General features: G+C 66.4%; 13 protein-coding genes. 6 read left to right on the top strand and 7 right to left on the bottom strand.

Annotated features, from left to right (window positions below):
• Positions 1 to 225 precede the first annotated feature (225 nt).
• Together XF30_RS34470 and XF30_RS34465 are read left to right on the top strand one after the other, a co-directional pair.
• Positions 226 to 1,662, top strand: coding sequence for a lipopolysaccharide biosynthesis protein (locus tag XF30_RS34470; protein ID WP_109145177.1), 1,437 nt, complete (start codon positions 226 to 228; stop codon positions 1,660 to 1,662).
• A 262-nt stretch (positions 1,663 to 1,924) separates the two neighbouring features.
• Entirely contained in the window at positions 1,925 to 3,466 is a 1,542-nt protein-coding gene (locus XF30_RS34465) for a L,D-transpeptidase (protein WP_109145176.1), read from the top strand.
• 28 nt (positions 3,467 to 3,494) lie between these two features.
• Here the strand turns inward: XF30_RS34465 and XF30_RS34460 are convergent, their stop codons facing one another.
• From XF30_RS34460 to XF30_RS34450, 3 genes are all read right to left on the bottom strand, one after another.
• Entirely contained in the window at positions 3,495 to 4,307 is an 813-nt protein-coding gene (locus tag XF30_RS34460; RefSeq protein ID WP_109145963.1) for a class I SAM-dependent methyltransferase, read from the bottom strand.
• A gap of 130 nt (positions 4,308 to 4,437) precedes the next feature.
• Complete coding sequence (locus XF30_RS34455; RefSeq protein WP_109145175.1) at positions 4,438 to 4,977, bottom strand: VOC family protein; 540 nt, start codon at positions 4,975 to 4,977, stop codon at positions 4,438 to 4,440.
• A gap of 25 nt (positions 4,978 to 5,002) precedes the next feature.
• A complete protein-coding gene (locus XF30_RS34450) occupies positions 5,003 to 6,007 on the bottom strand; it encodes a Bug family tripartite tricarboxylate transporter substrate binding protein (protein ID WP_109145174.1) in 1,005 nt (334 codons plus the stop codon).
• A 100-nt stretch (positions 6,008 to 6,107) separates the two neighbouring features.
• On the opposite strand from XF30_RS34450, the gene XF30_RS34445 reads away from it, so the two are divergent.
• From XF30_RS34445 to XF30_RS34435, 3 genes are read left to right on the top strand one after another with little or no spacing between them, the layout of a single operon-like run.
• Positions 6,108 to 6,800, top strand: a complete 693-nt coding sequence (locus XF30_RS34445) for a TetR/AcrR family transcriptional regulator (protein WP_109145173.1) — start codon at positions 6,108 to 6,110, stop codon at positions 6,798 to 6,800.
• Complete coding sequence (locus tag XF30_RS34440) at positions 6,778 to 7,338, top strand: carboxymuconolactone decarboxylase family protein (RefSeq protein WP_036011690.1); 561 nt, start codon at positions 6,778 to 6,780, stop codon at positions 7,336 to 7,338. The genes XF30_RS34445 and XF30_RS34440 overlap by 23 nt, the downstream gene beginning before the upstream one ends.
• Before the next feature lies 1 nt (position 7,339).
• On the top strand, positions 7,340 to 8,185 hold the full coding sequence (locus XF30_RS34435; RefSeq protein WP_192893335.1) for an SDR family NAD(P)-dependent oxidoreductase: 846 nt from the start codon (positions 7,340 to 7,342) through the stop codon (positions 8,183 to 8,185).
• Between the two features lie 51 nt (positions 8,186 to 8,236).
• On the opposite strand, the gene XF30_RS34430 is transcribed toward XF30_RS34435, so the two are convergent.
• Genes XF30_RS34430 through XF30_RS34415 form a run of 4 tightly spaced genes read right to left on the bottom strand, consistent with a single transcriptional unit; the run spans position 8,237 to position 10,799 of the window.
• Positions 8,237 to 8,776, bottom strand: a complete 540-nt coding sequence (locus XF30_RS34430) for a DoxX family protein (protein WP_109145171.1) — start codon at positions 8,774 to 8,776, stop codon at positions 8,237 to 8,239.
• On the bottom strand, positions 8,773 to 9,555 hold the full coding sequence (locus XF30_RS34425) for an HvfC/BufC N-terminal domain-containing protein (RefSeq protein ID WP_109145170.1): 783 nt from the start codon (positions 9,553 to 9,555) through the stop codon (positions 8,773 to 8,775). Before XF30_RS34425 ends, XF30_RS34430 begins: the two co-directional genes overlap by 4 nt.
• On the bottom strand, positions 9,545 to 10,459 hold the full coding sequence (gene bufB / locus XF30_RS34420; protein WP_109145169.1) for an MNIO family bufferin maturase: 915 nt from the start codon (positions 10,457 to 10,459) through the stop codon (positions 9,545 to 9,547). Before bufB ends, XF30_RS34425 begins: the two co-directional genes overlap by 11 nt.
• 34 nt (positions 10,460 to 10,493) lie before the next feature.
• Positions 10,494 to 10,799 carry a BufA1 family periplasmic bufferin-type metallophore gene (locus tag XF30_RS34415; protein ID WP_036026732.1) on the bottom strand — a complete coding sequence of 102 codons (306 nt, stop codon included), beginning with the start codon at positions 10,797 to 10,799 and terminating at the stop codon, positions 10,494 to 10,496.
• Positions 10,800 to 11,107: 308 nt separating this feature from the next.
• Between XF30_RS34415 and XF30_RS34410 the strand changes: the two genes are divergently transcribed.
• Positions 11,108 to 13,198, top strand: coding sequence for an adenylate/guanylate cyclase domain-containing protein (locus XF30_RS34410; protein ID WP_109145168.1), 2,091 nt, complete (start codon positions 11,108 to 11,110; stop codon positions 13,196 to 13,198).
• Positions 13,199 to 13,202: the final 4 nt, after the last annotated feature.

Raw genomic sequence — 13,202 nt, 5'->3', positions numbered from 1 at the left:
CTTTTCTGCGATCGCGCCCGCTCCTTCAAGGACAGGGCAAATTTAACGCTAACGCGCGATAACCGCGTGCTCGCTCCATTAGCGATCCGATTTGCAGGGTTATCCGGCTATCCTTGACTTGTCCTTGACCTATCCTTGGCAATGCCAGCGGCGAGCCCCGATTGTCGCACCCAATCGTCTTAACGATCCGTTAATCCTGATGGCCGCCCACGGTCCCGTGCTCGCATGCTGAACCGCCATTTCTCGATCTATCTCGTCGCCTACATCCTGCCTGCGGCGGTGGGCTTCTTCGCCGTCACGGCCTATACGCGGCTCCTCAGCCCGGCGGAGTACGGCGTCTATGTCGTCGGCATCAGCCTTGCCGGGATTCTGGGCGCGATCTTCTTCGCCTGGATCAAGCTGTCGGTGTCGCGCTATCAGGCGATGTCGGCGGAGGTCGATTTTCGTGGCACGGCAATCGTCGCCTTCGCGCTCACGGCCGCGGTGCTCTGCGCCACCACTCCGCTGGTCGTCCTGTTCCGCAGCGATGTCAGCGTCGAGCTGCTGCTCGCCAGCATGTTCGTCGCGATCATGGCCAATGCAGTCGATGTCGGCCAGGAGTTCGAGCGCGCTAAATTGCGCCCCTACCGGTTCGCGGCGATCTCGATCGTGCGCAGCGTCTCCAGCGTCGGCTTCGGTCTTCTCGGAATCTGGCTCGGCTGGGGTGGATTGGGGCTGCTCGCCGCATTCGGCCTGGGGTCGCTCGCCGGCATCATCCTGAACCTCGTCGGCGACCGCACCGGGATCGCGCGATTCCAGCGCAGCCAGTTCATGCAGCTGGCGCGCTACGGCCTGCCGCTGACGCTGGCGGGATTGTCCGTGGCCGTCTATTCGGCCTGCGACCGCCTCATTGTCGCTTATCTGCTCGGCAAGGATGCTGCCGGCATCTTCGGCGTTGCCGCCGATCTGCCGCGCCAGTTCATGGTCATGATCGCATCCAGCGTCGCCGCGGCGACGGTGCCGCTGGTGTTCCGGTCATTGTCCGAGAACAACGGCGAGACGACGCGGGAGCGGCTGACCGAAAGCCTCGAGCTGCTGCTCGTCGTGGTGGCGCCCGTTGCGGTCTGGCTTGCGCTTGCGGCGGACCAGGTGGCCGGAACGCTCGTCGGGATCGACTTCCGCGCCGGCGTCTCGGCCCTGTTGCCGACACTGGTGCTTGCGCGGCTTTTCGGCATCGCCAATCAGTTCTACGTGCAGATCAGCTTCCAGCTCGCCGAGCGGCCGTTCATGCTGGCGGCGCAATCTTTCCTCACGCTGGTGATCAGCGTGATCCTGATGTTCGCGCTGATCGGCGGCTACGGCCTTTACGGCGCGGCGCTGGCGACCCTGGCAACCGAGGCGATCGGCTTCCTGGTCGCACTCGTCCTGATGCATCGGGCCCATCCGGTCCCGTTCGAGCTCAATCGCCTCGCCGGCGTCGCTGCCTCCGCGGCATTGATGGCGGCGGCGATCCTTGTTGCGCGCGCGCAAGTGGGCGGCACCGGCCTCGCCTCGCTCGTCATCGTCAGCCTCGCCGGCGGCCTTGCCTATGCGGCCGCGGCCTGGCTGCTCAATGTTGCGAACGTGCGAACGTTGTCGCTGCGTTTCCTGCGAACGTTGAACCGCAAGGCTCTCGGCGTCTAGCGGAAGGGCTATTCGCGCGTCCGTACGGTCGCACCAAAAGGTGATCCGGACATTCTGCCGCAGCGATTGAGGCCAGCTCCGGCTGCCCTCGGCTGACGGCCGCCTTCCGCCTCCGCGAGGCGTCGTATATGAGAGATTTGTCGTCCGAACGTACCGAATCCCGCCACAGACGGAACGTAAGGCGACTGCAATTTCTTAATGCAACGATTCCAATCTGACACGTGAGCGATACCAGCCGACTGGCAGCTCGACCGAGGATGGCATGAAAAACCGATCGACGACGGCGCAATCCATCAGGGCGGTGGGGCGCCGGGGGCCTGCCGGAATCATGGCGCTCGTGGCGGCGGCGACCCTTGCGGCGGCCACCCCGGCGATTGCGGCCAAGCAGCAGCGCCAGGTGGCCGAGGCAGTCGCGCCGCGGGTGGCCGGCGATCCGGTCATGGCGATCGTGTCGATCAAGAGCCAGCAGGTCACTTTCTACGATGCCGACGGCTGGATCGTGCGCGCGCCGGTATCGACCGGCACCACCGGACGCGAGACGCCGGCTGGCGTCTTTGCCATCCTCGAGAAGAACCGGGAGCATCGCTCGAGCCTTTATGACGATGCCTGGATGCCGCACATGCAGCGCATTACCTGGAACGGCATCGCCCTGCATGGCGGACCGCTGCCCGGCTATGCCGCCTCGCACGGCTGCGTGCGAATGCCGTTCGGCTTCGCCGAGAATGTGTTCGACAAGACCTATATCGGGATGCGCGTGATCGTCTCGCCGCATGACACGGTCCCGACGGAATTCTCTCATCCCTCGCTGTTCGTGCCAAAGCCGGAGGCCATCGCGGCCGTGCCCGGCCGGGCCGACAAGCTCTCCGCCGAGGCGGAGGAGGCCACAAGGGCGGCCGACGAGGCCAAGAAGGCTGCGTCCGCCGCCGCGAAGGAAGCCGCCTCGCTCCCGGCCGCGTTGCGCAAGCTGGAACAGCAGAAGACCCGCGCCGATGCCGAGCTCGCCTTCGCCGACAAAATGCTCGCAAATGCCAAGACGGATCAGGCCCGCGCCAAGGCCGAGGAGCTGAAGCAGAAGGCAGCAACCAAGGCTGCCGACGCGGCGACGCAGCTCGAGGCCGCCAGGGCCGCCGCGCAGCCGAAGCGCGATGCGGTGGCTGCGACCAAGGAAGCCGCGAAGACCGCTGCGGCCAGAAAGACCGAGGCCGTGAAGGCGGCGACCGACGCGAAGCTCGCGGGCGAGCCGGTCTCGGTCTACATCAGCCGGGCGACGCAGAAGCTCTATGTGCGTCGGAACACGCACAAGCCGGCGCCCGACGGCGGCGGCGAGGTGTTCGACACCAGCATCGAGGTCCCCGTCACGATCCGCAATCCCGAGCAGCCGATCGGCACGCATATCTTTACGGCGATGGCGAAGACCGGGACGGGCCTGCGCTGGAGCGTTGTCACGATCGAGAACGGCGATGAGGCGCGCAACGCACTCGACCGCATCACCATCCCGCAGGACGTATGGGACCGCATCGGACCGACCGCGTTGCCGCGTTCCTCGATCGTCATCTCGGACGAGCCGCTGAGCAGCGAGACCAATTACCGCACCGAGTTCGTCGCGGTGCTGAGCAACGAGCCGCAAGGCGGCTTCATCACGCGCAAGCCGACCGCGCCTGCCATGATCGCCAGCGATGACGGCTGGGACAACGGCTTCGGCTTCTTCTACCGCGATCCCTACGTCCAGCCGGCCAACCCGCGCCGGCGCAGCCAGTACCAATATTACCAGCCGGCGCAGCCGATGCAGCGGGGGTTCTGGTAAGGACGCGGGGCTTGCCTGCGGCGCAGGCTTATGGCCGCGCCGTGATCACCAGCGCCTGGATCTTGGCTTCGACCGGTCCGGATCCGTGGCGCGCGCGGATTGCAGCGGCGACAGCGTCCGTCGCGGCCTGAAGATCGCCGCCGCTTCTCGCCTCGATTTCGCCGCGCAGCGGGGTACCCTGGCAATACGCTAACGCCATGAGGTCTGGCGAGGCGGCGCGGCTGGTGGCTGCCAGTATTTCGATCGAGACGTTGCCGAAACCTGCGCGTGCAAGGTCGGCCCGTATGATCGCCTGGTCGAAATAGCCGTGGGGTGTCCGCGTTAGGAAGCGTGGCGGATCGTCGGGAAACAGCTTGCCCAGGGCGGTCGTTGCGTCATCGGCGAACACGTTCTCCTCGATGCGGTCCCAGACATTGAAAAGAAACGCGCCGCCGAGCTTCAGGACGCGCTTTGCTTCCGAATAGCCCTTGACGCGGTCCGGAAAGAACATCGCGCCGAACTGGCAGCAGACCACGTCGAACTCGGCGTCGCCGAACGGAAGCGCCAACGCATCCGCCTGGCGCCAGGAGATGCGGTCATCGCCCGCCTGATGCTGCGCCGCGACCGCGAGCATCGGCTCGTTGAGGTCGGTCGCAACGTAGCGGACGTTGCGCGGCAAAGCCGCCGCCACGGCGCGCGTCACGGCGCCGGTGCCGGCCGCGATCTCGAGCAGCGCGGAGGGCGAGAGCGCGGCGACGCGTCTTGCGATGTCGTCGGCGTATCCGGCGAAGATCATCGGGACGAGATGCTCATCGTAGAGTTTTGGGATGGAGCCGGCGAAAACCTTGTCAGTGTCTGACATGCCTGCCTCGCTGAAGGTTCGGAACGTGAGGCCCAACGTTACCACGGATGCGCCGGCAAGGCTGTGAAGGAGACCGGCTCAGCACGGCGTTGTGTGCTCAGCGAACATCGGCAAAACCGGTCAGCGAGCCTTACGATCTCCCGCCGCTGACCTCGCGGATCGGCCGCGTGCCGTCCCAGTTCAGTGCGGCCTGCCGCACCTTCTCGAAGAACGGGCCCTTGGTGCCGCTGATGTCGGACATTTCGATCACCGTGCCCGGATGCGCCTGCGTGTCGAAATAGGCAAAGCGTCCCTTGTTGCCGCCGATCTGGCCCTCATGGCCGATCCGATAGCCGAGCCCGAGCGCCTTGTCGTAGAGCGCCTGATAGTCGTGGCTCCAGTACGACATGTGCTGGAGCCCTTCGTGCCCAGCATCGAGGAATTCCCTGTAGAGCGAGGGCGCGTCGTTGCGCTGCTGGATCAGCTCGATCTGGAGATCGCCGGAATTCGCCAGCGCAATGCTCATCTCGACGGCGGAATCCCGGCCGCGATGCCGGAACCAGTCGGTCTTGACCCGGTCCATGTAGTACCAGGGTCCGACGCCCATCACCTCGATCCAGTGCTTCATCGCGGCGTGGATGTCCCGCACCACATATCCGTTCTGGCGCACCGCGCCGAAGATACGGCTCATGCCCGCGCTCCTGTCGTCAGCTTGCTCACTTGACCTCGATGCCCGCGTCCTTGGCAACCTGCTTCCAGGCCGTGATGTCGCGCGCGTTGATGTCGCGTTGCTCCTCGCCGGGCACGAATTGCGGGGTGATGCCGAGCGCCAGCAGCTTCTGCTTCACCACCTCATCGCCAAGGGTCTCCTTCAGGGCCGCCGACAGCTTCTGCGCGATCGGCGGAGCCACGCCGGCGGGCGCATACATCGCCCATGACAGGCTGCGGTCGAACGCGACGCCCTGCTCCTTGTAGCTGGCGATTTCGGGCAGGCTCGGCGACCGCTCGCCGCAGGCCGCCAGCGCCTTGATCGAGCCCTCCTTCACCAGCGGCGTTGCGGTTGCGACGTCGAGCGTCGCGAGCGAAATGTGGCGTCCGAGCAAATCGCCGGCCAGCTTTGCGATGCCGTTGAACGGCACGTGGTCCATCTTGATGCCGGTCTGCTGCATCAGGATTTCCGCGCAGAATTGCCCGGTCGAGCCGACGCCCCAGCTGCCGTACTGGATCGGCTCGCCCTTCTTGGCCAGCGCGACCAGACCCTTGATGTCATTGGCGGCAAAGTCCTTGGTCGCCACCAGCATGATGGAGGAGACGCCGACGCGCCCGATCGTCGTGAAATCCTTGATCGGATCGTAGGGCAGCTTTGGATAGATCGCGGGCGCCAGCACATGCGTGGTCATGCCGCCGACGGTGATGGTGTAGCCGTCATTCGCGGAAGTCGCGACCATCTGCGTGCCGATCGTGCCGGCGGCGCCGGTGTGGTTCTCGATATAGATGCTCTGTCCGAGCGTCTTGCCCATCCTGTCCGCAAGCAGCCGGCCGACTACGTCGCCGCCGCCGCCGGCCGCGTAAGGCAGCAGCATCCTGATCTTGCGGGTGGGGTAGGCGGCAGCATCCTCGGCACGGGCCGACGCCGCCGCAGACAGGATCAGCAGCAATGATGTGACGATGCGAAGCGCTGCGATGGTTTGCGCGGGCAAAAGGCGAGCGTGGCTTGCCATGGCGTTCTTCCCCCAATTGCTCTCCGCTTATCGAGCGGAGTTGAAACGAACGATCGTTCGTACGGTTGACTAGCGAACTATCGTTCGTTAGTCAAGCATCATGGCTGTCCACACCTCAAGCGCGGCGGACGCGCCCACGACGCGCGAGCGCATCCTCGCCGAAGCGCTCAATTTGTTCGCGCAGAGGGGCTATGGCGGCGCCTCGATGCGCGAGCTCGCGCGCCGCGTCGGCATCCGCGAGAGCAGCCTCTACAACCATTTCCCCGGCAAGGCGGCGATCCTCGAGGCGATCGTCAGCGAGCATGGCCCGGCCAGCTCGGCGAGCCGGCTGGAGGAGCCGCGCTACAAGCAGCTGGCGCGGCAGCCGGCGGAGTTCTGCCGGCAGTTCGCGCTCGACCTCGTCGAGCAATGGTCCGATCCGCGCGAGCACCAGTTCCAGAAGGTCATCACCGCCGAGCGCAACCGCGTGCCAGGCATTCGCGCCAAATTCGCCGATCATTTCTACGCGCGCGAGCAGAGCCTGATGACGGATTATTTCCGCGGCTTCGCGCTCGCCGGCCTGATCTCGACCACTGATCCGCGCGAGACCGCGCGGCTGTTCGCCGCCGGTCTGATCTACATCCGCCTCGAGCATTACGTGATGGGCGCGGTGCCGTCGCCGCGGCCGAAGGTGATCGAGGCGATCGACCGCTATCTCGCCTTCTTCCTGTCGCTGATCGCGGCAGGTCAAGACGCCGACAACAAGAAACGAAAGCCCAAGGGAGAAATGCGTGGCAAGGCTGCCCCTGATTGATCCGGAGACGACGAGCGGCGACATTCGCGCCTCGTTCGACCGCATGCCGGTCAAGCTCAACATCTTCCGCATGATGGCCCATGCCGAGGCCAACATGATTCCGGCGATGCGGCTCGGCAATTCCATCCTGCACAAGCAGAAGCTCAGCGCGGTCAACCGCGAGCTTCTGATCCTCCAGTCCGCCCAGCTCGAAGGCGGCGCCTACGAGTGGCGCCAGCACGTGCCGATCGCGCTCGGCGTCGGCTGCACGCAGGACCAGATCGACGCCGTCGAGCGTAGTGACTACGACGCCGCCGGCCTGAGCGAGGCCGAGCGCGCGCTGCTGAAGTTCGGCCGCGAAGTGGTCGAGAACGTCCGTGTCCCCGAGACCATCTTCGCGGCCGTGCGAAAACATTTCAGCGACCAGGAAATCGTCGAAGCCATCGTCGCGCTCGGCTTTTACATGATGATGGCGCGCCTGACCGAAGCAACGGAAACCGATCTCGATCCCGCCGCTGGCATGAAGGTCTATGACGGCGGCAAGAAGCCAGGCGGCTGAGATGGCGGACACCGAGAGCAAGCCGGAGCGTTACATTCGTCCGCCGAGCGCGGAATCATCCGGAGAAGCGCCGGGCAGGGGGCGCCTCAAAGGGCGCCGCATCCTGATCGTCGGCGGCGGCCAACGCGTGTTCGACGCAGCGAGCGATCCAATCGGCAACGGCCGTGCCATGAGCATCCTGTGCGCCCGCGAGGGCGCCAAGGTCGCGGTCGCCGATCTCAACCGCAGCTCCGCCGAACAGACGGTGAAGCGCATCACGGATGAAGGCGGCGACGGCTTTGCCATCGCGGCCGACGTCACCTCGGAGGCCGACGTCGTCCGCATGATCGACGAAGCGCGCCGCGCCATGGGCGGGCTCGACGGCATGGTGCTGAACGTCGGCACATTCGGCAAGGTCGGGCTCGATGCCGTCAGCCCCGAGGAGTGGAACAAGATCTACGACGTCAATGTCCGCGGCCCCATGCTGTGCTGCCGCGCCGCGATGCCGAGGTTCGATAATGGCGGCGCCATCGTCTTCATCTCCTCCATCGCCGCGCTGAAGGCGGGTTCGCAGATGGCGGTGTACGATTCCTCCAAGGCCGCGCTCGGCGGCCTGATGCGCAACATCGCCCATCTCGGAGCCCGCCGCGGCATCCGCGCCAATCTCGTCTATCCCGGACTCGTCGACACCCCCAACGGCCGCAAAGCCGGCGCCGGCCGTCCCTCCCGCGGCAAGAGCCACATCCCGTTCGGCCGCCAGGCGACAGCCTGGGAGATTGCCTATGCCGTGCTGTTCTTCCTCTCGGACGAAAGCGTCTACGTCACCGCACAGACCCTCGCAGTCGATAGCGGCCTGAGCGGGATGTAAGTGCTCTTCTGTAGCCCGGATGGAGCGCAAGCGTAATCCGGGACCGATGCCTCACCGCGCAACCTGCCCCGGATTGCGCTGCGCTCCATCCGGGCTACGGATGCGACAGATCAGACGATCGAGCGAGATGTGCCCCGGCCCGTAAGCCATGAGGGCAAGCGCCATCGCCGCCCAAGTGAGGTGAATCGGCCAGCCGTCGGGCACCGTGAGCTCGACGATCACGGTCATGAACAGCAGCCCGAGCGCGGCGAACCGCGTGCCCAGTCCCAGCACCAGCAGGATCGGGAACATGATCTCGCCGGAGCCCGAGAGAAAGGCCATCACCGTCGGGGCCGGAAAGTGATAGGGCCCGCCGGGCAGATGCAGCATGAATTCGTCGCTGAACAGCGTCACCGCGGTGTCGTTGAGCTCGAGGAAGCCGCTCCATTTGAGCAGGCCCGAGCGCCAGAACGGCACGGCCAGCGCGAGGCGCAGCACCAGCTGGACCAGCGATGGCATCGCGAGCGCCTGCATCAGATGATTGGCTCTGTCGACGAGTGCTCCGGGCGACGCCAGGCCGCTGGCGGGCGTCATGGGCTGCTCCGTGATCATGATGGGTCTCCGCAACAGAGCGAGGTGAAGGCGCCGGCTTCGATCAGCCCGGCAATGTTCGCGGCGATGTCGAATTCGCTTGCCGCCTCCAGCGCCGCCGCCGCGGCTTCGCCGAGCGGCCGGCCCAACATGAGATGGTGCGCGAAGACCGCGCCGCCGGGTGGAAGGCGGCGCACGGCGACGTCGAATTCGCCGCGCGTGATCAGGGCATCCTCCGGCGTCGAGGCATCGATCCGCATAATCGGTGCGTCGTCGCGGTTGGCCGCAAAGATCGTCACGGCAGCGTAATTCGAACGCAGGCACCGCGCGGCCGGGTGCGGAATGAAAACCAGATCAGCCAGGCGGTCGGGCGTCACCGCCGAGAGCCGGGCCGGCGACAGCGGGATGGCGTCGGCGGCGTGATAGGCGTCGAGCCAGGCCCGCTCGAGACGCGCGACGTCGCCGAGCCAGGGCAGATCTTGCGCATGCTCGTAGGCTTCGATGAAGTCCGGAAAGTCGCGGCCATATTCGAACAGCAGCGGCGATGTCGGCGGATTGCTGCGCACATGGAAGCGCGCCATGGCGCGGAAGAAGTCGGTGCCGGTGATGCGCTGCACCGCCGGATAGATCGCGGCGAGCGCGTCGATCAGGCTGACCGTGACGTTGTTGCGGTAGACGTCATAGCGCCGGCCAGCGGCCTTGCCGTTGGGGCCGGTCACGAATTCAGGCGTGCTGCGCTCCGGATCCAGCAACGCCGGCGCGAACGATGCGGCAAAACACAGGCCGGGTTCAGGCGGCATGACGCTCTCCTGCCGGCACGGCGGACTGATAGCGGTCGAGGATCGCTTGGGCGGCCGCGGCTTCCGCTTGCAGCACCGGCCAGTCCGGAATCTTGCTGTCCCATTCGATCAGCGTCGGCACCGGCCCGCGGCGCCGGATCACGATCTCGTAGAGCTTCCAGACGGCGTCGGCCACCGGGCCATCGTGGCTGTCGATCAACAGCAGGTCACCTTCGTCGTCGGCCTGCGCGGCATGCCCGGCGAGATGAATTTCCTCGACGCGCGACAGCGGGAAATCAGCGAGGTAGTCGAGCGCCGAATATCCATGGTTGGCCGCGGAGACGAACACGTTGTTGACGTCGAGCAGCAGGCCGCAGCCGGTGCGCTCCGCAACGGCGCGGATGAACTCGGTCTCGCGCATCGAGGATTCGCGAAAGGCGAGATAGGTCGACGGGTTTTCCAACAGCAGCGGCCGCCGGATCGCCTCCTGCACCTGATCGATGTGATGGCAGACGCAAGTCAGCGTCGCCGCCGTGTAGGGCAGAGGCAACAGATCGTTGAAGAAGCTGGTCTCGTGCGTCGACCAGGCGAGATGCTCGGAGACCAGCGCCGGCTGATAGCGCGCGACCAGGCCGCGGAAGCGCGCCAGATGCGCCTTGTCGAGCGGCCGGGGTCCGCCGATCGACATGCAGACGCCGTGCAGCGAGAGCGGATGATCGCGGCGGATCGCCTCGAGCGCGCGATGCGGCGGCCCTCCCGCGCCCATGTAGTTCTCGGCGTGGACCTCGAAGAAGCCGCGCCGATTCTTTGCCTCGAGGATTGCCGGGAGGTGCTCGGGCTTGAAGCTCGTCCCGGCAACGCCGCCGATCGGCGTTGCGAAGCGGAGCGGCAGCGCTGCTGGCGGGGCCGGCTTGATCGTGCTCATCGTGCTGCTCCGTTCGCGCCTGCCGTTGCGCCGTTCAGATCGGCTTCAGCGAACCCTTCTTGCCGCCCGGCAGCTCGATGCTGGTGCAGGTGCCGCCCTTGACGAATTTCCAGGCATTACCCTGGTAGTCCACGGTCGAGGTGCCCTGGCAGGTGGTGCCCGGTCCCGCCGCGCAATCGTTCTGGCCTTTCAGTGCGACGCCGAAGCACTTCTCTTTCTTGGCGGCGACGGCGGCATCGGCTTCGGCCTTGCTCAGGGGGGCGGCGGAGGCAAGGGTCGCGAGCGCGGTCGACACCGCACCGGCGAGGACGAGGGAGGTGACGGTATGTTTGGCAGACATCGAGGTTCTCCTGTTCGAATGGTGCCGCCCGGCAGGCGAGCGCGCATGATCTCCTTCGTTCCGCGCGCCGCCCGTGTTACGGCGGGCTGCTCACGAAACCGTGAGATCGATTGGATCGGGCGCACGGTCGGTGCGCTTGGACGGGATTAGCGGGCAAGTGGGTGCCCAAATCCAATGCCTTGGCGCTATCGACACGTTAGAGCGAGAGCATTGGATGCGTCCGACCAAACTTGGCAGAGGTAACGGACGGTAGGAAATCTGCGTAGGAAGATGACAGGAGTCGCGCCCACCCAAAGGCGGATAAAACCATGAACGTCGATCCCGGACGCCAGCTGCGCGCGATCGCAAGGATGACGGTCAGTATCCGCCTTGCTGTCTCCGCGCTGGTCCTCGCCGCGATCCTGCTGACCGCGGCGCTCTCCAGCCTGCTGTGGTGGCGCACCGCGGAGGCGGCCAGCCGGCAGCTCGCCTCGACCATCAACGAGCAGATCGTCGCGGCGGTGCGCAAGGAGGTCTCGGCCATCGTCGACGAGGCGCGCGCCGCGCATACCGCGATCCGCACCCTGTTCCTCCAGAACGTGCTCGACACCCGCGAGGCCGACAAGCGCGAATTCGTCTTCCTCTCGCAATTGCAATCGCAGGCCACGATTTCCTGGGTCGCGTTCGGCTGGCCTGACGGCTCCTTCTTCGCCGCGCACAAGCTCGGCGATCGGCGCCTGGAGATGATGGAGATCTCGCTGACGGATCATCCGGGCGAGCGCCGCGTCGACGAATACGACGTGGTGCCCGGCGACATCGAGTTCGCCAACCGCCGCTTCGAGCCGACCGATTTCCGCGTCGCCGATCAGGCCTGGTTCAAGGCCGGCCTCGGCGCGGAAGACCCGCAATGGTTCAGGGTGATGGACCACGCGACCGGCGAGCGGCCGTCGATCGCCTTCGCCGGCCGGATCGACGTCTACCAGGAGCGCCAAGGCGTGCTTGCCGTCATCATCGAATATACCAGGCTTGCGCGCTTCCTGTCGCAGCTGGAGGTCGGACGCACCGGCACCGCCTTCATCGTCGACGGCAGCGGCGAGCTCGTCGCAGCGCCGGACAAGGACGCCGACGAGCTCCATCCGGCGCGTGGCAACACCGCGCTACTCCCGCTGGCGCGCGCAGCGCTCGACCAGGCCGGGGAAGCCGGCCGCAAGGAGGCCTGGCGGAGCCGGCTCACCTCGGGCGGCGCGGCCTATGAGGTTGCGCTGACGCCGCTGCCGTTTCCCGGCTGGTCGCTCGCGACCGTCATCCCCGAGGCCGAATTTCTCGGGCCGGTCGAGACGACATTGCACCGCCTGATCCTCGGCCTCGCCGTCGGCGCCGTGCTCGCGGCGCTGGCCTCGGCAATGCTGGCGCGGTCCGTCATCGCCGCGCCGCTGTCGCGCGTCGTCGGCGAGCTGCGCCATGTCGAAGCCTTCGCGCTGGAGCAGGTCCGTCGGCATCCGTCGCGGCTCAAGGAGATCGCAAGCCTGTCGGGTGCGATCGCGGAGATGGCGGCCGGCCTGTCCGCATTCCGCAAGTTCATCCCGGCGGATCTCGTCCGCGGCCTGCTGCGCCAGGGCGTCGAGGCGAAGCCCGGCGGCAGCGTTCAGGAGCTCAGCGTGATGTTCATCGACATCGCCGGCTTCACCGGACTGTCGGAGCGGCTCGGCGACCGCGTCGTGCCGCTGCTGTCGCGCTATCTCGACCTCACCTCGGAGATCATCGTCGCCAATGGCGGGACCATCGACAAGTTCATCGGCGATGCCGTGATGGCGTTCTGGGGCGCGCCGCAGCCGCAAGGCGATCACGCCGCGCGATGCTGCCGCGCCGCGCTCGCCTGCCGCCGGGCGATCGGCGAGTCGGGCCTCGTCGACGATCTCGGTCAGCCGCTCCAGATCCGCATCGGCATCAATTCCGGCCGTATGCTGGTTGGCAATATCGGCTCGGAGCTGCGGCTGAACTACACCGTGATCGGCGATGCCGTGAACGTCGCGAGCCGGCTCGAAGGCGCCAACAAATACTACGGCACGCAGATCCTGGTCGGCGCGGCGACCGAACGTCTGGCGCGCGGCACCGTCGTCACGCGCGAGGTCGACAGCATCGCGGTCTACGGACGCGAGGAGGGACTCTCCGTTCACGAGCTGATCGGGATGGCGAACGAGATGGCGGTTGGCAGCACCGGCTGGATCGCCGACTACGAGCGCGGCCTCGCCACCTATCGCGCCCGCCGCTTTGCCGATGCGCTGGCCGATTTCGAGGCGGTGCTGAAGCAGCGCGGCCACGATCGTCCGGCAGAGCTGATGCGTGACCGCTGCCGTCGGCTCGCTGCAGCTGCGCCCGACGTCAGCTGGCGGCCTGTGGCGGCATTGGCGTCGAAATAGCGAC

Origin of the sequence: Bradyrhizobium sp. SUTN9-2 (assembly GCF_003122645.1) — a bacterium.
Lineage (GTDB): Bacteria > Pseudomonadota > Alphaproteobacteria > Rhizobiales > Xanthobacteraceae > Bradyrhizobium > Bradyrhizobium yuanmingense.
Note: the sequence above shows the minus strand (reverse complement) of the source record. Positions and strands in the feature narration are given on the sequence as shown.